Source organism: Gracilimonas sp., assembly GCF_040218225.1.
In the GTDB taxonomy this organism is placed as follows: Bacteria; Bacteroidota; Rhodothermia; order Balneolales; family Balneolaceae; genus Gracilimonas.
Map to the genome: position 1 here is coordinate 226,741 of NZ_JAVJQO010000008.1, position 23,744 is coordinate 250,484.

Consider the following 23,744-nt stretch of genomic DNA (forward strand, 5'->3'; position numbering starts at 1 on the left):
CATCATCTGTGTATATTAAAGCATCATAAGAAATTTCATAACAGACGAATCCATTGACATTTAACGAATTTGATTTCAAAGACGAGCTGAAAGCAGGCTTAAGAGATATTGGCTACACTGAACCTACTCCCATTCAAGAACAAACAATACCTATCATCCTTCAGAAAAAGGATATAATAGGCGCAGCCCAAACAGGTACAGGAAAAACCGGAGCATTTGTAATTCCCATACTTCAGCAAATTTTAGAGAATCCATCCGAGCACACACAAGCTCTGATTCTATCTCCGACAAGGGAGCTGGCACAGCAAATAGATGAACAAATTTTTGCACTTGGATATCATACCGGAATTTCTTCCGCTAATATTATTGGGGGAGAAGATTTTTCCCAACAAGCTAAAGCCATTCGATCAGGGGTCGATATTATTGTGGCTACTCCGGGAAGACTTATAGATCAGACTAAAGTACTGGATATTGATTTTAGCCATATTAAATTTTTGGTATTGGATGAAGCAGACCGAATGCTCGATATGGGTTTTCTGCCTGATGTAACAAAGATCATTAAAAAGCTTCCTAAAGAGCGACAAACACTGTTATTCTCCGCAACTATGCCAAAAGAAATTACAGATTTGGCAAATCAGTTTATGAATAATCCGGAGAAAGTTGAGCTAGCCATTGAAAAGCCTTCAGGAAGTATTAAACAGCAGGCCTATTTTGTAGATCAGAAACAGAAATTGAGCCTTATTCAGTCTGTACTTGACGGTTTGAAATGGGATTCCTGTATCATTTTCTGTGCTACGAAAAGAGGAACTGATGAACTCGAACGGCTCCTTATTAAAAAGGGAATTAAGGCGGGTAGTATTCATGGAGACCGTGATCAGGACGAAAGGAATAAGTCGCTGCATGAGTTCAAGAGCGGACAAGTCCCGGTTATTGTTGCTACTGATGTTTTGGCTCGAGGTATTGATATTGCCGATGTGTCCCTGATCATAAACTATGATGTACCAAGAGCAGTAGATGATTACGTTCATCGCATTGGAAGGACTGGACGGTATGACAAAACAGGAGTAGCCGTTACCTTCGTAAACAAAAAGGACAAACGCGCATTCAAAGCCATTCAGGATAAAGTAGGGGATCAGCTTGAGATTCTTGACCTGCCATCTGCAAAAAAAACAGAGCCTCAGGATAAAAAACAATCTGGCAAGCAAGACGAAAAGAGAAGTCAGAAACCTCAGGAATCAACTAAAAAGAAAAAATCCGATAGCAACGACAAGAAAAATACCAGTAAGCCCAAGCAGGAAAAGAAGCCAGCTAAAAAGATGACAAAGAAAGAGATAGCTGAAGCCAACAAAAAAGTTCAAAATCTTGGTTCAGTAGATGTTGTGTTAAAAGGTAGTTCTAAAGATAATTCAAATAAGAAGTCTGAGAAAACGAAACCTGAAAAACCAAAACGCTCTGATAATGGTAAGCAGGAACCGGTTATACCAGCTGAACGAATTACTAAGGCAACCAAAAGAAACCAGAATTCACCGAAGCCGGCCAAAGGACTTTGGGGCTTGATAAAAGCTTTGTTCTCCTGATTTAGCCATTATTATTCTTTACAATCCCTTAATTCAAAGCTTAATAATTACTATTACTTTCTGTAAAAAATTATCTTATGAAAAAATTACTATTTCTATCCGTTCTTTTATTCATTTCTACATCTTGTCAGAATTCTGAAGACAGAGAGGATAACACTGAAGTTATTCCGGTTGTGAATTCAGGCTCAGAAAAAGCAGGACACTTGCCTTTGGTTGATGGCAAGACAGTGAAAAATGTAATTTTGATGATTGGTGACGGTACCGGACTTGCTCAAATAACTTCGGGACAATATGCTTTGGTTGGTCCCGACGGTTTACTGCATATGCAAACCATGCCAGTTACGGGAATTGTCAAAACACACTCCTCTGACAATTTAATAACAGATTCGGCTTCAGGTGCTACAGCCTATTCCTGTGGCCTTAAAACATACAATGGGGCTATAGGTGTTAATCCGGATAAAACTCCTTGTAAAACCATTCTGGAGCTAGCTATAGAAAAAGGATTAAGTACAGGTCTGGTGGCAACATCTTCAATTACACACGCAACTCCCGCAAGTTTTGCTTCGCATGTAGAAAGCAGAAATATGGAAGATGAAATTGCTGTTCAGCTTTTAAACTCTGGAGCAGATGTTATGTTGGGTGGCGGTTTTGAGTATTTTTCATCAGGATATCGAAGTGATTCTGCAGACCTTATCTCAAAAGCTGAACAAGCTGGTTATGAATTGCTTCGCACTAGTGATGAATTAAATAATAGCTCTGCCCAAAAACTGTTAGGTCTATTTGCGGATGATGGGCTTGAAAGAGTAGAAAGTGAGCCTTCCACATCAGAAATGACCTCAAAAGCGCTGGAAGTATTAAGTAAAGACGAGGATGGTTTTTTTCTAATGATAGAGGGAAGTCAGATTGATTGGGGAGGACATGGAAATAATTCAGGATATGTGATTCGGGAGGTTGAAGATTTTGATAATGCTGTGAAAACAGCTCTTGAGTTTGCCCAAAAAGGCGGTGAAACATTAGTAATACTCACTGCTGATCATGAAACGGGAGGAATGACTTTACAGCGTCAGAAAGCTGATGGCGATTCCTTAGAAATTTACTGGACTACCGGTTATCATACCGGAATACCGGTACCTCTAATGGCTTATGGTCCACAAGCCACCGAATTTATGGGATGGAGAGATAACACATATGTTGGACAGAAGCTTTCAGAATTATTGGGAGTTGGGACACTTCCACAACTTCACCAATGAGTTTCTTAGTTACTGAATTTTAGCACTTCCGATTCCAGGGGTGTCGGTTCTTTCAAAGCTAAGATGAAAACAAGTCCCTTTGCTATCTTTGCGATTTTCATATTTGTAGGTAGCATTGATTTGTTCGCTTAGAACTTTAATCAGGTGGGTACCGAGTGACTTAAGTTCATCCAATGTTAAATCAGGATTGAAGCCAACTCCATCATCAGTAATTTCTATGCTGATCCAATTATTCTTTTCCGATAGGGTAAACATAATGGTGCCACTCATGGCATCCGGAAAGGCGTGTTTATAAGCATTTGTCAAAACTTCATTGACAATAAGTGAAGCAGGAATAGCCTGGTTGATATTTAATCGAATTGGTTCACAATCGATCTCTACACAAATATTTGAACTGGTTTGTAAGGTTTCAGAAACATTCTGTACTAAATTTTTCAAAGTATCTGAAAATTCAAGGTTCGAAAAACTTTGAGATTGATATAGAAGTTCATGAACCGTAGCCATGGTTTTTATCCTGACCACACTATCGTATAGTTTATTTCTCAAGGTTTCATCTTTCTCATCAAAGGCCTGAAGCTGCATCATGCCGGAAACTACGGCCAGATTATTTTTCACACGATGATGAATTTCGGAAAGCAGAATCTTTTTTTCAGACAATGAAGTTTTAAGCTTTTGTTCGGATATCTTTTGCTCTGTAACATCCCGTTGACTTGCCCAAATTCTCACTAAAACTCCATCCTGAACAACACCATTAATGTTTTCAAGGAAGTATTTTGTATCTCCATTTTTATCCTTTTCAACTGAAATCTCATCTTTAATATTATACCCAGACTGGATCAACTTGGTAAGAAAATTTAAATTCCTTGGATCCTTATCAGAACCATGGAAATCAATTAGCTTTTTCCCAATAAGATCATTCGAACTAGAAAAACCGTACATTTTTGCCAGTGCATCGTTGCAGGCAGAAACATATCCATGTTCATAGAATTTTTTAATTTGCTGATCAACAGGAAGGTGAATATCGAAGGGTTGAGTAAACTCAAAAAGATAGATACCCTCTGTACTGTTTTGTACGAAACTGCGATACTTTTCTTCACTTTTTTGAAGAGCCTGTTCCATATGCTTTCGATCAGTGATATCTATAGAACTACCAATAAGAGTAGTTACTTTACCTGATTCGTTACAAATGGGAGTAAGTGTTGTTAGATAGTAGCTTTTGGAAGAGCCAGGCTGGGTGAATTCTTCTTCGTAAGAGATCTTTTTTTTCTTACTAACACATTTACTGTACACCTTGTTGATCCGAATTGCTGTTTCACCCGGAAGGAGCTCATCAATGGTTTTACCTAAAATTTCATCTTTTTCTTTACCTAAGTACCTTAGTTGCGCTGTATTTACATCCTGAATTCGGTATTTACCGTCATTAGTGACTTCAATGACAAAGACACTATTCGGGATATTGTTAAGAACTTTTCTAAAGTATGAGGCAGATTGGGTAATATTCTCTTCTGGAATCATCAAAATATTTGATTATGTGTAGATTTTTTTGTCTAAGCACATAATATTCTAAAGCTTAATTGACTGCTGAATATACAGTTTTGTTAGTTTGGTTATCGATTTTTTTGATGAAATCTTAAGCTTTAGATTTCAGTTTCCGATTTACAATACAATTGTACTCTGTTCTTTTTGAGAAAGCTATGTAAAAAAACAGAATGACTGTTTCATTAAATAAGATTGCACCGAAAGAGCGCAAATGATATAAAAAAAGGGTATAAATAGAAAAAGCCGCCCTAATGGAAGGCGGCTTTTAAGCTGGTAAAACCTAATCAGACTAGAAGTAAAATGAGGCAGATACGCGAGCTAAAGTGGAAAGATTAGTTGCACTATCACCAAAACGGCTATTCAGGTTTGCATCTGCACTTACGCTAAAACTATCGGAGAAGAAATATTCAGCTCCATAGCCTACTCCCAGCATAAAATCAGTAACAGAATTATTATTATTGCTGAATGAAGTATTATTAAAGCCCAGAGTTCCAGCAAAATATGTACTCAGTGCATTACTTGACCCTGTATAATATCTAGGCCGTATTCCAATACCTATGCTGGTTGATTGGTCTTCAGTTGTAGTAAATCTAAGGTAAGGAGCAAGGGATAAAGACTCATTTAACATATATGGAATTTCAACTGAATTCTGGCCAGTTATATTTGCCCGAATACCCAAAGACCCTGTTTCAGGTATTGTTTGTGCACTGGCTGTAACAGAGAAACCAAGTATAATTCCGAATAGAATAGTACTTACTTTTGAAAGATTCATTAGTGTCTCCAATAGTTAGTTTTTGTTTGAGTTAATACATACAAGAGTAAAGATGATACGGATTGTTACTCTGAATGTTTTTATTCAATATTATATAACTCCTTAATCTGCTCATAGTTCCGATAATCTACAGCTTTGGTTTTAATAATCTCTGAGGGAGGAATAGCTATGACTCTCAGTACATCTCCATCAAAAATATTGGCATTTACCTGATTATTATCAGCAACCTCACCTTCGAGTACCAAGGTAAAATCGTCTATATCGAAATAGTAGCGCATATTAACCAGATCATTTTCAAAAGGAATGGAATAGGGTAAAGCATGCCATGCGGTTGTTCCTTCAAATCTTATATAGCCTAGCACCAAACCATAGTCGACCATTTCTTCATCCAGGTTATCCCAGCCATAATTTGCTACAGAAACGAATTCATCTTCTGCAACAAAGTCATTTGCGCGAATAGTTATGGTACTTGAATATACAAGATCGACTTCGCCTTCTACATCATTATCATAAATTGTACAAGATGTGATTGAGAAAAGTATTAGTAGTAACAGTAAAGATTTGATTGCCTTCATAGCCAGCTCCATTTGTTTTTGATAATATTCAATCAAGAATCTGGAGTAAGAATAGGGAAGTGGGAAGCTAGATTATATCACATCTTTGGATTAGGCAATTCATGCGATAGGAAGGACTGTAAAAAATAAAAAAGCCCATCACAGTAAGGTCTGTGACGGGCTGATTAAAGTCAGTTCAACAAACGATTAGAAAAAGTGTGTATAAGCATACATGCCTGCAGCAATCAGCATAAAGTTAAGAATACTGAGAGGCAGTAAACGAGCCCAGCCTAACTTCATTACCTGATTGTATTTGAATCGTGGGATGGTCCAGCGTACCCAAATGAACACAAAGCACCAGAATACAACCTTGCCCATAAATACGGATACATCCAGAATTCCTTTGGCTAATGGGCTCATTTCAGGTAACCAGTATCCCGCGAAAGGAAGGTGGTAACTTCCAAAGAAGAAAGTTGTAATCAGAACACTTCCAATAAAAACGTGCATATACTCAGCAAGGAAAAACATTCCGAAACGCATGCCACTATATTCAGTGTGGAAACCACCAACAAGTTCCTGTTCAGCCTCCACCAAATCAAATGGAGTTCTGTTGGCTTCAGCAAAGGCAGCTATAATAAATATTACTGCACCAATCGGGTTTATAAACACATTCCACAGATACTCCTGTGAAGCGGCAATTTCTACCATACTAAGAGAACCGGCTACTAAAACCACCGAAGCCAAGGCCATACCCATGGGAAGTTCGTAACTAATCATCTGAGCAGCAGCTCTAAGTCCACCAAGAAGGGAGTATTTACTATTTGATGACCAACCCGCCAGTGTTACACCATAAACTCCAAGAGAAGCAATGGCCAGGATAAAGAGAACACCTGCATTGATATCGGTAACATATAGATTTTCTCCAAAGGGAATTACAGAAACGGTCATAAAAGCAGTAAAAACCGGAATGACAGGAGCAATGTGGTGAATTACTTTATAACCCTGAGAAGGAGTTACATCTTCTTTCAAAAGAAGTTTTAAAACGTCAGCAACCGGCTGTAATAGGCCAGCAGGTCCGACCCGGTTTGGCCCTACACGATTCTGAATTAACCCAGCGATTCGGCGTTCAGCATAAACCAGAAGAGCCGCTGAATTGAGCCAGGTAAAAATACCTAAGCTAAGAACGGCAACCCAGGTAGGGATAAAAAGTCCTAAAATATCAATTCCACCTGTACTCATTTATGCTGTTGCCTCTTTTTTGTTTGAAGGGTTAAGATTTACACCCATTTCATTATCCATTCGTTCGTAGCTAATATCTTCGAAAGCTGGATTAGATGTTGCAATTTCATTCATGATGTCACGGGGTGAACCGAACTCTACATTAAGTCCTAAGCGATCGGCCAATCGGTTCATGATTTCCCAGGCGGGAGCACAATCAACCTTATTGTCTTCGGTAACCCAGTTATCAAAATTGGTTCCGTAGCGATCCAGTCGGCCTTGTGACATTTCCAGATCCAGACTTCGATGGGTGTACTTAGTTTCTTTGGCAGGGAAGGAACGCTGAATTCGACCATCTACATTTACATAGCTGGCTGCGTGCTCTGCAATACAGGTTACAGGTATAACAAGATCGGCTGCTTTACTGGTATCACATTCATTGGTTGAAAGCAGTATGCTGAATTTGCCTTTAAGATCATCCGGAGAAAGTACTTCACGATCAATCAACTCATCAGAAAACATGATCACGATTTTGGCATCCTTAATATCTGACTTAAGATCTGAGCTTTCTTCGTAGCCGAGCAGTTTTACTCCCTCGGTATTAGGGGCCTGATCGTCAGTTAGCAAGAAGTCATCTCCGGCACCTTCAATGATATGCGGGGCAAATTTAAAGTTATTAACACCCCAAAGGTTGAAGATCTTCATTAACGCATAATTCTCTTCAACCGATGCGTGAGCACTTCCGATCACTAAAACATCTTCCGGCTTTCCGGCTTCCAGCGTTTCAGCAAAAGTCTCAATAGCATTATTCCAGGAAGTCTTGGACTGATTATCTCCATCGAGTTTGAGGGCAGGGCGGGAGATACGGTTTTCATTAAACCTTCTATAAGCTTCTCGTCCAGCATCTGACATCCAATGGTCGTTTACTTCACCATTATATCTAGGAGTGATTCGGAGTACCAGATTATCCCGTGTCCAAATATCAATATTGGTTCCTTTACCATTCGTTACATCGATGCTTGGGGTTTGATTCATTTCCCAAACCCGAGCCTTAAACCGGAAATCGGTAGATGTGAGGGCTCCTACAGGACAGATATCGATGGTATTCATAGAATAAGGATCATCAAACTCACGTCCTGGGGCTGTAGTAGGATAATTTTTATCACCACGTGAAGTGATGGTCAATTGATGAGTTTCACTGATTTCTTCTGTAAAGCGTACACATCGGGTACAGTTTATGCAACGTTCAGCATCAAGTGTTACTCGGGGCCCAAGCTCAACTCTCTTAGGCTTATGAACCTTTTTGACTTCGAAACGACTGCCTTCAGGACCGTATTTATAAGTCTGAATTTGCAACGGACATTCTCCGGCCTGATCACAAATCGGGCAATCCAGCGGATGGTTAACCAGAATGAGCTCCATCGTGTCTTTTTGGGCACGAGCTACTTCCTTGCTGGTCTCCTGAGTTTGAACAACCATACCGTCCTGCATTTGCATAGTGCAGGAGGTTTGCATTTTTGGAAACCATCTGATTTCACGTTCACCATTCTCATCCAGTTCATACTCGCCAGTTTCCCGGTTTTTAACTGGTGTACCAACTTTTACATAGCACTGTCGGCAGTTAGCCGGTGCGCTCATAGAAGGGTGGTAGCAAAAGAAAGGAACTTCCTTACCATTATCTAAAATGAATTGAAGCAGACCTTTGTCAGTGCCTTCTTCAAATTCGTATCGTTGTCCGTCTATAAATATTTCTGGCATAATTTCTACATTAAAACCACAGAGTTCACAAAGCGAATTTGCTATCTCCGTGTTCTTTGTGGTTAATCATTAAGCAACTGCATGCACGCTTTTCTTACATCGTGCTTCAAATTCATCTCTGAAACGGTTGATAGTATGGCGAATTGGCCATGCGGCGGCATCCGCCAGGGCACAGATTGTGCGGCCTTCCATTTGTGTGGTTAGATCCAATAAAAGGTCTAAATCACGAATTTCACCATCACCGTTTTTAATCTTCAATAAAATCTTTTCAGCCCAGCCGGTTCCTTCACGGCATGGAGTACATTGTCCACAGGATTCATGATGGTAGAAGTGAGATATTCTCCAGAGGGCGTCAACCATGTCCGTATCTTCATCCATTACAATCATTCCCGCGGTTCCCATCATAGATCCGGCTTCCCGAAGAGAGTCAGAATCCATAGAAATACCTTCAAGCTGATCTGCTCTTAAAACCGGAGTAGAAGATCCGCCGGGGATAAGCGCTTTTAATTTTTTGCCACCACGAATGCCCTGTGCAACATCATTAATCAATTCCATTACCGGCACACCAGTGGGCAGTTCATAAACACCAGGACGGTTTACATGTCCGGAAATTCCATACAGCACGGGGCCTGGGTGATTTTCAGCACCAATTCCTTTAAACCAATCTGAGCCATTTTTTATAACTAAAGGAACATTGGCTAAAGTTTCGATATTGTTGATCGTGGTTGGTCGGCCCCATAATCCTTTTTGGGCAGGAAAGGGAGGCTTAACACGTGGATACCCCCGCTTGCCTTCGAGCGACTCTAACATCGATGTCTCCTCGCCACATATATAGGCACCAGCACCATAGGTGATTTCAAATTCGACACTATAATCGGTTCCAAATAAATTCTTACCTATATATCCCTTATCACGGGCATCCTGAAGAGCTTTCTCCATCATTTTAACCCATGAAATATATTCCCCGCGTACGTACACATAAATGGTAGTAATTTGCATCGCGTATGCGGCAATCAATGCTCCTTCAATAAAGAGGTGTGGATTGTATTCAAAAATCTTTCGGTCTTTAAAGGTACCGGGCTCAGATTCATCACCGTTGCATGCCAAGTAACGAGGTCCGCCATCAGGCTTGGGCATAAACGACCATTTCAGTCCGGCATTGAATCCGGCTCCGCCTCGTCCTCTGATGTTAGCTGCTTTTACTTCATTTACGACACTTTCAGGAGTCCAGTCGTTGCCGGTAACTACTTTTTTAAGCGATTCATAACCGCCATTCTTTTCATAAACATCAATCTTCTCGAGATTGGGGATGTCGGGAATAAGAACGGGTTCAAATGATTTCCAGTCTGAGGCCATAATTACTTAAATATTTCTTTTTTCGAGGAGAGGCATTCCTACCGATTCAAATTCAGGCATTTCACCTTTTTTAAGGCTGTCGATGACTTTATCTAATTTCTCTTCCGTGAGATTATTAACGTATACATCATTTGTGATCTGCATCATTGGTGCATAGCCACACGCCCCGAGGCATTCAACCGATTGAATACTAAACATACCGTCATCAGTTGTTTCGCCAGCTTTAATACCCAGTTTATCTTCCAGGTAGTGCAGCATTTCATAACCGCCACAAAGCTGACAACTGGTTGTTGTACAAACATCCAATACGTATTTCCCTTTGCGCTCTTTATAATATTGGGTATAAAATGATGCCACTCCATGTACATGTGACTCGGGTAGGTCAAGAGTCTCGGCAACCAGACGTTGAACTGCCGGTTCAACGTGGCCAAACCGACGTTGAGCTACCCAGAGTGTAGGCAGGGTAGCAGGCATCACGGTAGGAAACTTCGCCTTTATGGTTTCGATTTCCTCTAAGTCTTCTTTTGTAAATTCGTACGTTTCTTCCATTATTTATCTGCTTCTCCCATTACAGGATCAATTCCTCCGATTATTACAACAGTATCAGCAACCATTTCTCCATCCAGAATGTGCTCCAATACCTGAAGATTTCTGAGGGATGGTGCATTTACTTTTAATCTCCATGGATGTCCGGTTCCATCGCTTTGAATAAAGTAGCCAAGTTCACCTTTTGGTGACTCCACCGCATGATAAACTTCTTTACCAGCAGGAGGACAAATGCCTGTATCCGTCATCATGAAATCATGAATCATGCCTTCCATGGAATAATATACTTCGTCTTTAGAAGGATAGGCTTGTTTGGCATTGTTGGTTCGGATCGGACCTTTAGGCATCTTATCGAAGCACTGCTGAATAATCTTAATACTTTCACCCATTTCTTCCATACGGACGAAATACCGGGCAAGATTATCACCTTCCATGCGGGTAGGCACTTCAAAATCAACCTGATCGTATTTCAGGTAAGGTTTGATAATTCGTTGATCAACAGCATAACCAGCAGCTCGTAGTACGGGGCCGGTTGCTCCAAGGTCTAGTGCATTTTCTGTTTTAAGAATACCCACATCCTGATTTCTGTCAATAAAAATGCGGTTTCTGTCTAAAAGTTTGTGCCAGTCTTTAAGCTCCTGTGGGAATTTTTCGACAAATTCTTTAATACGGGCTACAGCATCATCGGTTAGATCATTAGCTACACCACCAATTCTGGAATGTGAAACGGTAAACCGGTGACCGGCTACTTCATCAAAAATGTCATAAATTTTTTCGCGCTCACGGAATGTCCAGATAAAAAAGGAAATCGCCCCGGCATCCATAACCATTGTTCCCAGCCATAAAAGGTGAGAAGAAATTCGGGCAAGTTCACAGCAAATCATTCGGATGTATTGAGCCCGTTCCGGCACTTCAACGTCGGCCAGTTTTTCAACAGCGGTACATAAAGCTACATTATTGCTGTATGGAGAGAGGTAATCCATGCGATCGGTGTAAGGCATGAATTCCTGGTACGTTTTATTCTCAGCAATTTTCTCTACACCGCGGTGGAGATACCCAATATCGATCTTTGTTTTCTCAATGAGTTCACCACGTAACTGAAGAATCAAACGAAGCACACCATGAGTTGCAGGGTGCTGAGGTCCCATGTTTAGTACCATTTTGGAATTCAGCGGATCTTCGCTGTCAATTTCCTCAATGGTTGTGTGCTTATCCTCAAGACTTTTATATATACCTCGCTGGTGTTCCTTAAAAAACTTAGGATCAACCTTACTGTTAATATCTGTGAGTTTCATGCCTTACTCCGTATCTGGGGTTGTGTTAGGCAATTCGATAGAACCGGGGATACCCAACAGCGGAAATTCTTTTCTAAGCGGGAAGTATTCAAAGTCTTCCGGCATATACATTCTTCTGTGATCAGGATGTCCTTCAAAACGGACACCATACATGTCATAGATTTCACGCTCAAACCAGCCGGCTGAAGTCCAAAGTGATGTAGCGGTTGGTACGTGAGGGTTTTCTTCTTCTACTCTGATCTTAACAAAAATTCTGTCCTGTGTTCTCAGATTCATGATGTTGTAGATCACTTCAAATCGTTCATCAGAGGTATACCTGTCGGTTCCAATGATGTCGCATAAAAAGATGAAGTGATGTTTCTCCTTCAGGAATTTGAGAATCTGAATAATATTCTCTGCTTCAACCCGAATATATGTGTGATCGCAGGATTGGTAGACATCAATCAAATCTTCTGAGAAATCAGAAGACAGGCCATCTACTACGCCTTGCTCCGTTTTGTTTAGTTCTAAACTCATAATCTTAACTATCTAATAAAACAGAGTGCTCAGTTTTAATTTTATCCTGGATCTTCATTAGCGCATGAAGAAGGGCATCAGGCCGTGGAGGGCATCCGGATACATAAGCATCTACAGGCAAGTAATTATCAACTCCCTGAACTACTCCGTAGCAACGGTGCATACCACCTGTTGATGCACAAGCACCCATTGCAATACACCATTTTGGATCCGGCATCTGATCCCAGATTCTGCGAATGGCATGAGCCATTTTGTAGGTAGACCAACCTGCAACGATCATTACATCGCTTTGACGAGGGGAGAAGCGCATAACTTCTGACCCAAACCTGGAAGCGTCATAACGAGGACCCGCAAAAGCCATCATCTCAATTGCACAACAAGCCAAACCCATTGGCATAGGCCATGCAGCATTGGCTCGCGCCCAGTTGGATAGCGCATCAATTTTTGTAGTAAAAAAACCTTCACCTAGTGCTGATTCAATTCCCATAGTAATGTTTAAGCTTTAAAATGATTTAAGTCCCAATCCAAGGTGCCTTTTTTCAAAGTATAAAGAAGCCCGATGAATAGTATTACAATAAATAGCATCATAGCCATGAACGTTCCTACGCCAAACTCCAGGTAACGAACGGCCCATGGATATATAAAAACAACCTCAAGGTCGAATACAATAAATTCCATGGCTACTAAATAGAAACTGATAGAATAACGGTCTCTGGCTTCACCCACTGGATCCATTCCACTTTCGTAAGGATCGAGTTTGTTTTTGTTTGGACGAAAAGGCCCTAAAATTTTAGACAAGAGCAGGAATGCTGCCGCTAAAATCATAGCGACGATAGCTACTATTAGAATTGGAAAATAATTTTCGAGCATATATCTGAAATGTTCTCGGTTAATGGGCTGAAAAGTTACCCTCAATGTTTCGCAATGTCAACGAAATTGGGCGAGAATATAGGCTTTATTTGGATTTTTATGGAAGAAAAAAGATTGAATTTTAGGTAAACTTTTTAAGATTCATTAAAGTTGCATAACAAAATGTGCAGGTTTAAGACTTAATTAAAATTCGTTACCTTCTAAATCCAACCTACAAAAGCATATAAAAGGTGTAGATTTGAGTAAAGTATTAATGGAAATTTTGGGACTCTCAACAAGCCCTAGCAGCGGTGGAGCTTATGCTCTGATTTTAACTGAGGCAGAAGGAAATCAAAGACTCCCAATTATAATAGGTTCGTTCGAAGCACAAGCTATTGCATTGGAGCTTGAGAATATTAAGCCACCTCGGCCCATGACTCACGACCTCCTGAAAAACTTTTTTCTAAGCTTTGACACTCAGGTCAAGCAAGTCTTTATTAATGACCTATCGGAAGGAACCTTTTATGCGCAAATTATATTTGAGCGGGAGAATCAGCTTGTCGAGCTTGACGCCCGGCCGAGTGACGCTATTGCATTGGCGGTACGTTTTAATGCACCTATTTATGTTAACGATGAGGTTCTGAAGGAAGCTGGTATAAGCACTGAACCAGAAAGCCAAACACTGGAAGAGGCACTTAAAAGTGATGAACCTGCTCCCGGACAAAAAGAGTTAACGCAGCTCGAAAAGTTGGAAAAAGAGCTTCAGACAGCTATTGAAACAGAAAATTATGAGAAAGCGGCCAAGATCAGGGACCGTATTTCAAAAATGAAAGGATAAATTTTGGACATATCAGGTTGTTCGTTTAGCGAACTCTCTTATTCAACACTATTCAATACTTACCTAAATAATTTCGATAAACTCAGAGCATTTTATGAGTATAATCCGCTTTATGCCGGAGATATTGAAAAGAGAGCAGGGACTATTTCCAGTTCCAACTATAAAAGCAAATATGTTGAGGCTCTAAAAAAATATCATGACGAGCTAGGGATCACATCTTCCCAGGAAAACCAACTAAAAAAACTTGCCAGTGATGATTCACTGGCAATTGTGACTGGTCAGCAGCTTGGAATACTTGGCGGACCGTTGTTTACGATTTACAAAACAATGACAGCAATCCTGCTTGCCAAAGAGTATGAAAAGAAATTAGGCAGGCCCGTTGTACCTGTTTTTTGGTTGGCGGACGAAGATCATGACTTTGAAGAAATTGCCTGGACAGGAATTACCGGTAGAAAAGACTTTACCAAAGTTCAGTTGGATCAGCAGGGCAGTGGTCACCCGGTTTCTGATGAGATTATTTCTGATCAAATTGAAGAACTGAAAGCAAAAGTTAAAGAAGAGCTTTTTGAAACTGATTTCTCTGATAAACTTTGGAATCAGCTCAACGAGCACTATATGCAAGGCAAAACTCACGCCCAGGCTTTTGCAGGCTTAATAAATGATTGGTTTGCAGAAGAAGGCCTCCTTATTGCCGGGAGTAATTTCAAAGCTATTAAAAAAATACTGGCTGATGAATTTACACAAAGTATTTCTGAAGCCGACCTTATCTATCAATCTGTTGAGAATAAAAGTAAAGAACTGGAGAAAGAGTTTCACAGGCAGGTGATGAATGGAGACTCCAATTTATTTTATATATCAGATCAGGAAGGAAGGCTTAAAATTCATAAAGATGGTTCTAATTGGACAGCCGGACCAATAAGCTGGAAGGAAGCTGAATTACTTGAAGAAATTCAGAATAAACCAGAAAACTTTTCTCCTAATGTATTCCTGAGACCAATAATACAGGACAAGCTTTTACCAACTCTTGGATATGTTGCTGGTCCTGGAGAGTTGGCTTATTACGGACAGATGAAAGACTTATACAAGCAATTTGATTTAGAGATGCCACCTATTTTTCCAAGGTTCTGCGGCACCCTGATTGAGTCAGGTATTACCCGAATTGTGGAGAAGCTTCCTTTCAGGTTTTGTGAATATGGGAAACGTATTGAAGATCTTGAATCTGAATTTGTTGAGCAGGCAGACACGACTGATATTGAAGAGGTTTTTTCGGAATGGAAACAGAAACTAGAAGATTCAGCAAAAAAGCCATTAGAGGTCATTAACGAAATCGATCCCACTTTAGATGGTACCGTTGGTAAAACTGTGGCAGGCTTCACCAATGAGCTCGACAAACTAAAGGGTCGGGTATATCGCTCTATCAAAAAGCAGGAAGAAATTCAGATAAACCGGATAGAGAAAATTAAAGTAAACTTATTTCCGGATGGAGGGTTGCAAGAACGTGCGGTTTCTCCGGTATACTTCATGAATAAATATGGGTTGGATATTTGGAGCCAATTATTAACCGAAGTTGAAAAAAACGGACTGGATTTAACTAAGCACCACCTGATTGAATTATGAGTTCCGCTTCAAAGAAAAAGCAGGAATTGAGGGAAAAAGTATTAGCCGAAAGGCAGAAGATTTCTGCCCGTGACTGGAAAGAAAAGTCAGATCAAATTATTTCAACACTTATAAACCATGATTCCTTTAAAGTGGCGAAAACGGTGCATACCTATATATCAATGAACCAACGTCGTGAAGTGTGTACAGATACTCTTTTGGAATATCTGATTAATAGTGAGAAGCGAGTTGTTGTTCCAGTTACCAATTTCTCTGAGGGAACTTTATCGCATTCTGGGATTACATCACTCTCAGATTTAAAAACGAATAAATGGGGTGTAGCCGAACCGGCTCAAATATCTAAGGTCGATATGGGTGAGCTTGATCTGATAATAGTACCCATGGCGGCGGCAGACAGGGCAAGAAACAGGCTCGGATATGGAAAGGGTTTCTATGATCGGTTTTTGTCTGAAACCAATGCTCAGAAAGTGGGACTGGTTTTTGAGTCTTTTCTTTTTGATGAAATTCCAACCGAAGAATTCGATGAAAAATTAGATATGATAATTTCAGAAGAAGAAGTGATTTTCGCGTAACAATGCACTAATTTTGCCGTAGGGCATTACGGAGGAAAAAAATTATTATGGCTGAAAAAACAAGAACAAAACAAGCATCCAGAACCGGTACAGCATCTCTCGAGTTTAACGATTTTGAATTAAACTCAACGATGCAGGAATTTCTGAAAGAAGAAGAAAAAGATACGGGTAAAAGTATCTGGAACATCGCAACAATTTCGGGGATGGTAATGCTTTTCCTTGCTATTACTTTTTTGATTCAATGGGTTGGATTGCCAATAGGCGAAGGACTTTCTAATTTTGTCAGTGACGCAATTGTTGGTCTTCCAATTATAGGTGGTGCACTAATAACCTTGATCGGTTTTGGATACTTTGTGGGAGACAGGAAAAGAGAACGAAAGATGAAGAAAGCTCGTAAAAAAGCTAAGCCAACATCTTCAGGCACATACTCAGACATTCCGGGGGCAGAAAACAGCTCTTATTCGTCAGGTTCAAAACTGAACAATGCTTTAGACTCAAAATCTTCTTCTAAGAGTAAGTCATACAGCGGAATTGATAGTTATGGCTACCGCCATTCAAAAAGACTTATGAAATCCAGATCAGATAAGAAATGGGCAGGTGTTTGTGGTGGTTTAGCTAAGTACTTTGGGATTAGCGCTACAGTTGTACGGTTTATTTTTGTAGCTGCTTTTTTCATGGGTTGGGGAGCCAGTCTTTTGGTCTATTTCGGACTTTCACTCGCCATGCCAAAAGAACCAGTAGAAATGATGGATGACTTTGATTATTAATCAAATGATATGATTACGTCAATTTCAGTCACCATGATTTGGTTCTGAAAAAACACATATTTATTTTTTATTTCTTCAAGGCCTTCTTTAATTAAGAAGGCCTTTTTTAATTAGTTCTAATCGCATAAAAAAATTAGTAAGGTTATTTTTAACTAACTACCTTTGTCTAGCCATATTTTGCTCTTTTAATAATGGCAGATTAAACCCCAAAATAAGTTAGCACTTGAAGCCAGAAGAAAGTTTAATTTTAATTGTAGACGATACGCCCGCAAATCTTCGTCTATTATCGCATGTTTTGTCTAAGGAAGGGTACGAGTACATTGAAGCATCGGGCGGCAGTGAGGCTCTGGAATTGGCAGAGAAGCATGTACCTGATTTAATTCTCCTTGACATAATGATGCCCGATTTTAGTGGGTTTGAAGTCATTAAAAGGATTAAATCAAATGAACTGCTTGCAGATATCCCTATCATTTTCCTCAGTTCATTGACGGATACCGATGATAAAGTGCAGGGATTTAAATATGGCGGGGTTGATTATATTACCAAACCATTTCAGAAAGAAGAGACATTAGCCCGTATAAAGACTCACCTTCAGATTCGGTCACTTCAAAAACAGCTCAATGAACGCATAAAAATTTTACGAGAGCGTGAAATTGAATTAAGCAGACTGAATCAAAAAAAGGATGACCTGGTTCGAACCGTTAGTCATGACATAAAGAACCCGCTCACGGGTATTATTGGGCTGGTCAAATTAATGAAGGATAGCGATAAAATAACAGCAGAAGAGCAAACTCATATGCTTTCTGTGATTGAAGAGAGTGGAACAAACTTATTGAATCTTGTACGTGAGGTACTCGACAGGGAATCTAAAAAAGTGGAGCCCGAAGAGTTAGAATACTCAAAAATATCGATCGCAGAGTTGCTTGAAAGAGTAATTTCAATGAATAAAGCGAAATCTGTAGTTAAGAACATAAAACTGGATTACAAAGTTAATCCAGCCGGACTTAAAGTAGATGCAGATCAGAATAAAATTGAAATTGCTATGAACAATCTTGTTTCAAATGCTTTGAAGTTTACTCCTTCAGGTGGAGAAGTGATTGTTTACGCGTCTGAAAATGGCGAGAATTTAGAAATGAAGGTGAAGGATACCGGCATTGGAATTCCCAAAAAAATGCAAGAAGATTTATTTACAAGCACCAATAAATCATCCCGAAAGGGAACAAGTGGAGAGGTTGGAACCGGACTTGGTTTGGATATTGTTCAGCTCTATGTTGAGCTTCACAAAGGAAAAGTTTGGGTTGAGTCAGAATTAGATAAAGGCACCACATTCTTCATTCAGTTACCTATAAATAAGCAAGCTTAAATAAATTACCTATGAACTATAAGGTTTTAGTTATTGATGATGATGAACCCATTCACTTCATGATCAAAAACCTCCTCAAGAACGAATTTACCGTATTAAATGCCCATAATGTGCAAGAGGCAATTGACATTCTATCAGAAACTGATATCAATCTGATTCTGTCCGATATTCATATGCCAGGTATTTCCGGGCTGGAGTTTTTGGAATCTATAAGACTGGATGAAAAAAAGAAAAAGATTCCGGTTCTGATTATGACAAACCTGCCAACTGTAGAGAAAGAACAGAAGGCTTATGATCTTGGAGCTGCTGATTTTATTAAGAAAGAACTCCTGAATAATGACAGAGAGCGAGTTCTTGAAATCATACGGATGAAAATAGTAACGGATATCAGGGTTACTGGACTGGATGAGGATCAGTCTAAAAAGAAAGATAAGCTCGTCATGAAGTTGATGGAAACGGCAATATCAGGTTCATTCCCCGATACCGTAGAGACTTTAGGAAATGGATTAAATGAGATTATATCCAATAAATTTACGGGTTTTTGGATGGTCCAGGATAATCAGACAAAGTTGTTGTATCTGGAGACTCTGAATTCAAAACAACCTGACAATCCCGCGGATATTTATAACCAGCAAAGCTTTGAGCATCTCCAGGAAACAAAAGAAGCCTACATGACCAATCATGTATTTAATGAGGAACTGGGCTTTTTTATCGATTTTTCGAAGAATGAGGAGTTAGCAGCTGAAATAGCTGTTCCATTATTTGCGATAAGTGAACGGGAATTATTAATGAATAACATGAACGTTCCGTCTGATGCCCCAATGTTTGGAATATTACTCATGAAACGTTCTGTTTTATTCTCATCTACTGAGTTTGAGCTTGTCTCCAGATTAATTAAACAATCAGGCTCTATTCTTTATCGGCTTTACAAAAAAGCTAACTCCTGATTTAAGTATATGAATATTCTGCTCATTATAGAAGGCACCTACCCATGGTACAGAGGTGGAGTTAGTGAATGGGTTTATCAGTATTTAAACCATTTACAAGAGTTTGATTTTACCATTCTGCAGATTGCAACGGATGAATTTCAGGGGCTCAATCCATCCGATGCACTTTATCCTTTGACTGATAATATTGTTGAATTCATTCGGATTTCTCCTCCTGAAATGAATTCCGGTTCTTTAAACTATCTTGATAAATGGTTTGAGGACTCAGTTTCAAGTCAGGAGCTCACGAAATCAAAATTTGATCTCGTACATGTAACAAATACTGGTTTTGCCGGATGGCTGGGTACAAAATTATCAACCATAAATAAAATTCCACTGCTGCTGACGGAACATGCTATTTATTGGAAAGAAATTGAGATGGGAGCAGTAGCCCTGGAATGTGGCTACAAAATACCCAACGATCATGATGGTAAAAATGACGTGGTTTCATCTTTTAAAAATATCGCTTCATTGACGTATCAATATGCAGAGCAAATAGTTACAGTTTCTGAATCTAATATTCCCTATCAAAAAGAATTAGGCGCAAATGATGTAAAATACATCCCAAACGGAATTCCCAAGTCATGGCTTAAATCTGAAAAAAGCAGGGGTAAGGAACCTGTAATAGGGTGGGTAGGTCGGTGTGCTGAAATGAAGAACCCACTTGCTTTTTTTGAGTTAGTAGAGGAATTCAGAAGTAAAAGTATAAGCCCTCAATTTCGAATGTTACTAAGCGATGCAAACGAGAAAGAGCTTGAAAACAAGGTTAAAGCCGTATCATTAAATTATCCTGAAGTAGAGTGCATTTGGAACCAATCGGCACAGACTTATTTTAGAGATTTTGATTTTCTGTCGATAACCAGTCATAATGAATCACAGCCATTGGTAATGTTAGAGGCATTAGCCCATAAAGCACTGCCAGTTGGTTTTCGTGTAGGTGATTTGACTGAAAAGTATGGGCTTGTAATCGCTCCGGGTTTGCCGGTTAGCAAATTAGCTGACAATATCATCAGGCTATGGAATCATCAGGCGGAATTTGAACATTATGTTGAGAACCGTTTTGCTCGTGTTCAGGAATATCACACCTGGGAGTATATTTTTTCTCACTATAAGACTTTGATTAAGGAAATGATGGAGGAAGTAATAGAAGAGTGAGTAAAGACACTCCATATGTGCTGTTTGAAACGGAGGGTTCTTACCCTTACAGCGGCGGAGGTGTGTCTACCTGGTCTCATATTTTGTGCACCGAATTGAAAGAGAAGGTGGATTTTGAATTACTGGCTATTACAGGTAATCCCTATGTAGAAAGCCGTTACAGGCTGCCTGAGAATATCAGAAAGATTACTCATATTCCGCTATGGGGAGTCGATGAGCCCTCAGATTATTATGATGATGAGAACCCTTTTTCTCATCAAATTGAAAAGAAAGCCAGAGTATCTAAGGATGTCATCAACCAATATTTTAAGCCTATTTTTGAGGACTTTATACAATGCCTCCTCAATCCATATACTGATGTGTCTCGTGTAAGTGATATTCTTTACGGCCTTTGGAAGTACTTCCAATATTATGATTATAAACAAACATTGAGACAGCCTTTGCTGTGGACTGAATTCAAACAGTCGCTGATCAATTATTTTGAGGAGTCTAACCTGTCTTACAATGAGCAGCCGCGTGTATTTGATATTACGTTTGGAATGCGCTGGCTTTATCATTTTATGATGCCTTTGGCTGCTCCTGTTACAGATAAAGTGGATGTTACCCATGCCACGCTCGCAGGTTTTCCGGCCTTGGTTTCCATTGCAGGAAAATATGAGTATGGCATACCAAGTATGGTTACAGATCATGGTGTTTACATGCGGGAGCGGTTAATTAACGTGGGACAGGCAGATATGCCTTTCTTCTCAAAAAAGCTGCTTGTGGATATGTCAACGTTGGTTAGCAGAGCTGTTTATTTTACTGCTGACCAGATTTCGCCCGTAACAACAGCAAACAAGGAGTGGGAGATGCGGTTTGAAGCCGAAGAGAGTAATATCATTCCCATCTATAACGGGGTGAATACAGATCTTTTTAAACCAACTCCAAAACCTAAGCAAACCCAGGATGTACCCACAGTAATTGCCGTAGCGCAGGTTTTTCCTTTGAAAGATATTGAAACCATGATTCGGGCTGCTGATTTGGTTCGGAAAGAGATTCCAGCGGTTCAGTTTAAGGTATATGGAAGCCTGGAGGTTGATAAAGATTACGTTGAAAAATGCAGGGACTTAATTAAAGAGCTGAAATTGGAAGACACATTTCATTTTGGAGGCTTTCATGATCAGCCAAGCATGATTTTTAATGAGGGTGATATATCTATCTTAACCTCAATCTCGGAAGGATTCCCCTATACAGTTATTGAATCTATGAGTTGTGCACGCCCAGTTGTGGCTACAGATGTAGGTGGTATCAGAGATGCACTTGAGGGTTGTGGAATTTTATGTAAGCCCAGGGACCCTCAGGACATTGCAAAAGGAGTGGTGAAATTATTGAATGACGATGATCTCCGGCTTGAATTGGGTAGTAAAGCCAGAGAAAGGGTATTGCTTACCTTTACAACAGAAAAGTCAGTAGATGCTTACTACGATTCATACATGAAGTTGGCATCTCAACACAGAACTCCGTTGAAGAAAAACGTTCAGATAGCTTCTGTTCTTAAGCTGCTCAGTCATCTTGAAGAAGCGGAGTTTGAGCATGCCTGAACTAGACCAGATCCAAGTTTCAGAGCTTACCAAGCCTGAAGCGGTTGACCAAATAACGGAACGTGTATACCAACTAATTGGAAACCCAATCAGTAAATGGGCCGTTGCAGCTACCATCGAGTCTTTAGGAGTTCGAAATGTTGATGCCCAGACAGATTATGGATTCCAATCCGTATTTGATCTGGGTGATGAAGTTTACAGAAGGATAAAAAGCAGGGAACAGGAATCAGCCCTTAAGGATGAGGACGATAAAGATGAGTTTAAATTTGGTGGTATTGGGCGAACCCTTAAACTATTTGCCAGGCATTACAGTGCTGGAATGGTTTTTTCTATGCCAATGCTATCCCAAATCATAGCTATCATAGTTTTTGAATATGCACTATGGGCCTGGTTTGATTTCAATGAAGCTCAGGCAACGGTAGTGGCTTTAGGTACCATGCTCTCTTTTATATTGACCGGTGGTTTCATTCAAACATTGGGAAGGTTAGTATCAAAATATAAAGGAGAGGGTAATTACTACTTAGCCGCCAAAGCAACCATATCTGTCCTGAAAATTGGCATTCCGTTTGTATTAATATCTGCAGTTGTCATTTTTGCCATTAATCTGATCTTACCTTTTTATCCGCAACAGCTTATCATTTTGGCAATGATTTATATGGTGCTGATTTCATTATTATTACTGTCAGCATCGGTTCTGTTTGCCACAGAACAACGGCTTATGATTTTGGTCGGTATTGTAGGGGGTACCATTTTTGTAATTTTTGGAATGGATTTCGCAGGCCTGGGAATTTATTTATCCCAATGGCTCGGCATTCTAACGTCTACGCTAATAATAGCCGCATACGCATTTATTTATTACAGGCTTAAAATACAGTCGCTTCGTCAGGAACTCTTTAAGCAATCTTTGCCAGAAGGGGAAGTAAGCTATTATAATACGTATCGATATTTTGTGTATGGATTTTGCTATTTCACCTTTCTATTTATGGATCGATTGATGGCATGGTCGGCCGGACCACCACCTCCAGAATATATCGTTTGGTTTAATACTCCATACGAACTTGGGATGGACTGGGCTCTTATCAGTCTGGTTATTACGATTGCGATGCTTGAATTTAGTGTTCAATCATTTTCTCTGAACCTTATTCCAGCTCAGAAAAAAGCAGTTATTTCAAAGATTAAGCTTTTTAATCGCTTTTTTAAACGTTTTTATATCAAACAGATTATTCTGCTTTTAGTTATTGGGGGGGCATCGATAGTGATTACTTATTATGGTGTATTAAGCCTTCGGGTATTTGAAAATGAAGTTCCTGAGATTGCTGACTTCTTTGCAAACGAGATGACATTTAGGGTATTCTGGCTGGCAAGTATAGGCTATTTGTTTTTGATTTACGGGCTATTAAACAGCTTATTTTTCTTTACGCTGAACCGTCCTGAAATGGTGATGTATTCGATGATTGGTTCATTGTTTGTGAACTTTATAACCGGATTTTTATGCAGTCGGATTTTTGGACTGGAATATGCCGTAATTGGCCTTATTGCCGGAGCTGCTGTGTTCGGGATTTCTACCGGAATTTTAGCAAAAAGATTTTTTAAACATCTCGATTACTTTTATTACTCTGCATATTGAGGTACCTCT

At 39.7% G+C, this 23,744-nt stretch carries 22 protein-coding genes; 11 read left to right on the plus strand and 11 right to left on the minus strand.

The window, feature by feature from the left end; genetic code table 11:
* Positions 1-53: 53 nt before the first annotated feature.
* Complete coding sequence (locus RIB15_RS12280) at positions 54-1,577, plus strand: DEAD/DEAH box helicase (protein ID WP_350202455.1); 1,524 nt, start codon at positions 54-56, stop codon at positions 1,575-1,577.
* Between the two features lie 77 nt (positions 1,578-1,654).
* Positions 1,655-2,827 (plus strand): alkaline phosphatase, encoded by a 1,173-nt coding sequence (locus RIB15_RS12285; protein ID WP_350202456.1) that lies wholly within the window; start codon positions 1,655-1,657, stop codon positions 2,825-2,827.
* A gap of 9 nt (positions 2,828-2,836) precedes the next feature.
* Here RIB15_RS12285 and RIB15_RS12290 read toward each other — a convergent pair whose 3' ends face one another.
* The 11 genes from RIB15_RS12290 to RIB15_RS12340 form a co-directional block, all read right to left on the minus strand.
* Entirely contained in the window at positions 2,837-4,342 is a 1,506-nt protein-coding gene (locus RIB15_RS12290; RefSeq protein WP_350202457.1) for a PAS domain-containing sensor histidine kinase, read from the minus strand.
* A 313-nt stretch (positions 4,343-4,655) separates the two neighbouring features.
* Positions 4,656-5,138 (minus strand): outer membrane beta-barrel protein, encoded by a 483-nt coding sequence (locus RIB15_RS12295; protein ID WP_350202458.1) that lies wholly within the window; start codon positions 5,136-5,138, stop codon positions 4,656-4,658.
* Between the two features lie 80 nt (positions 5,139-5,218).
* A complete protein-coding gene (locus tag RIB15_RS12300) occupies positions 5,219-5,713 on the minus strand; it encodes a hypothetical protein (protein WP_350202459.1) in 495 nt (164 codons plus the stop codon).
* Positions 5,714-5,899: 186 nt separating this feature from the next.
* Positions 5,900-6,931: an NADH-quinone oxidoreductase subunit NuoH gene (gene nuoH, locus RIB15_RS12305; RefSeq protein WP_350202460.1), complete on the minus strand. Its 1,032-nt coding sequence runs from the start codon at positions 6,929-6,931 to the stop codon at positions 5,900-5,902.
* Entirely contained in the window at positions 6,932-8,668 is a 1,737-nt protein-coding gene (locus RIB15_RS12310) for an NADH-quinone oxidoreductase subunit G (RefSeq protein WP_350202461.1), read from the minus strand. It abuts the gene before it with no gap.
* Positions 8,669-8,737: 69 nt separating this feature from the next.
* Positions 8,738-10,024 (minus strand): NADH-quinone oxidoreductase subunit NuoF, encoded by a 1,287-nt coding sequence (gene nuoF / locus RIB15_RS12315; RefSeq protein WP_350202462.1) that lies wholly within the window; start codon positions 10,022-10,024, stop codon positions 8,738-8,740.
* 6 nt (positions 10,025-10,030) lie between these two features.
* The gene (locus tag RIB15_RS12320; RefSeq protein ID WP_350202463.1) at positions 10,031-10,573 is read right to left on the minus strand and encodes an NADH-quinone oxidoreductase subunit NuoE family protein; all 543 of its coding nucleotides are present in this window, start codon (positions 10,571-10,573) and stop codon (positions 10,031-10,033) included.
* Positions 10,573-11,865: an NADH dehydrogenase (quinone) subunit D gene (gene nuoD / locus RIB15_RS12325; RefSeq protein ID WP_350202464.1), complete on the minus strand. Its 1,293-nt coding sequence runs from the start codon at positions 11,863-11,865 to the stop codon at positions 10,573-10,575. Before nuoD ends, RIB15_RS12320 begins: the two co-directional genes overlap by 1 nt.
* A gap of 3 nt (positions 11,866-11,868) precedes the next feature.
* A complete protein-coding gene (locus tag RIB15_RS12330) occupies positions 11,869-12,381 on the minus strand; it encodes an NADH-quinone oxidoreductase subunit C (protein ID WP_350202465.1) in 513 nt (170 codons plus the stop codon).
* Positions 12,382-12,385: 4 nt separating this feature from the next.
* Complete coding sequence (locus RIB15_RS12335) at positions 12,386-12,868, minus strand: NADH-quinone oxidoreductase subunit B (protein WP_350202466.1); 483 nt, start codon at positions 12,866-12,868, stop codon at positions 12,386-12,388.
* An 8-nt stretch (positions 12,869-12,876) separates the two neighbouring features.
* Entirely contained in the window at positions 12,877-13,251 is a 375-nt protein-coding gene (locus RIB15_RS12340) for an NADH-quinone oxidoreductase subunit A (RefSeq protein ID WP_350202467.1), read from the minus strand.
* Positions 13,252-13,489: 238 nt separating this feature from the next.
* On the opposite strand from RIB15_RS12340, the gene RIB15_RS12345 reads away from it, so the two are divergent.
* From RIB15_RS12345 to RIB15_RS12385, 9 genes are all read left to right on the plus strand, one after another.
* Positions 13,490-14,068 carry a bifunctional nuclease family protein gene (locus RIB15_RS12345; RefSeq protein ID WP_255135727.1) on the plus strand — a complete coding sequence of 193 codons (579 nt, stop codon included), beginning with the start codon at positions 13,490-13,492 and terminating at the stop codon, positions 14,066-14,068.
* Between the two features lie 3 nt (positions 14,069-14,071).
* Positions 14,072-15,685, plus strand: coding sequence for a bacillithiol biosynthesis cysteine-adding enzyme BshC (gene bshC / locus RIB15_RS12350; RefSeq protein ID WP_350202468.1), 1,614 nt, complete (start codon positions 14,072-14,074; stop codon positions 15,683-15,685).
* The gene (locus RIB15_RS12355; RefSeq protein ID WP_350202469.1) at positions 15,682-16,257 is read left to right on the plus strand and encodes a 5-formyltetrahydrofolate cyclo-ligase; all 576 of its coding nucleotides are present in this window, start codon (positions 15,682-15,684) and stop codon (positions 16,255-16,257) included. The genes bshC and RIB15_RS12355 overlap by 4 nt, the downstream gene beginning before the upstream one ends.
* A gap of 47 nt (positions 16,258-16,304) precedes the next feature.
* Entirely contained in the window at positions 16,305-17,024 is a 720-nt protein-coding gene (locus RIB15_RS12360) for a PspC domain-containing protein (RefSeq protein ID WP_350202470.1), read from the plus strand.
* Between the two features lie 223 nt (positions 17,025-17,247).
* Positions 17,248-18,387, plus strand: coding sequence for a hybrid sensor histidine kinase/response regulator (locus RIB15_RS12365; RefSeq protein ID WP_350202471.1), 1,140 nt, complete (start codon positions 17,248-17,250; stop codon positions 18,385-18,387).
* An 11-nt stretch (positions 18,388-18,398) separates the two neighbouring features.
* A complete protein-coding gene (locus RIB15_RS12370) occupies positions 18,399-19,334 on the plus strand; it encodes a response regulator (RefSeq protein WP_350202472.1) in 936 nt (311 codons plus the stop codon).
* Between the two features lie 9 nt (positions 19,335-19,343).
* Positions 19,344-20,528 (plus strand): DUF3492 domain-containing protein, encoded by a 1,185-nt coding sequence (locus RIB15_RS12375; RefSeq protein WP_350202473.1) that lies wholly within the window; start codon positions 19,344-19,346, stop codon positions 20,526-20,528.
* Positions 20,525-22,108 carry a GT4 family glycosyltransferase PelF gene (gene pelF / locus RIB15_RS12380; protein WP_350202474.1) on the plus strand — a complete coding sequence of 528 codons (1,584 nt, stop codon included), beginning with the start codon at positions 20,525-20,527 and terminating at the stop codon, positions 22,106-22,108. The genes RIB15_RS12375 and pelF overlap by 4 nt, the downstream gene beginning before the upstream one ends.
* Positions 22,101-23,735, plus strand: a complete 1,635-nt coding sequence (locus RIB15_RS12385; RefSeq protein ID WP_350202475.1) for a hypothetical protein — start codon at positions 22,101-22,103, stop codon at positions 23,733-23,735. The genes pelF and RIB15_RS12385 overlap by 8 nt, the downstream gene beginning before the upstream one ends.
* Positions 23,736-23,744: the final 9 nt, after the last annotated feature.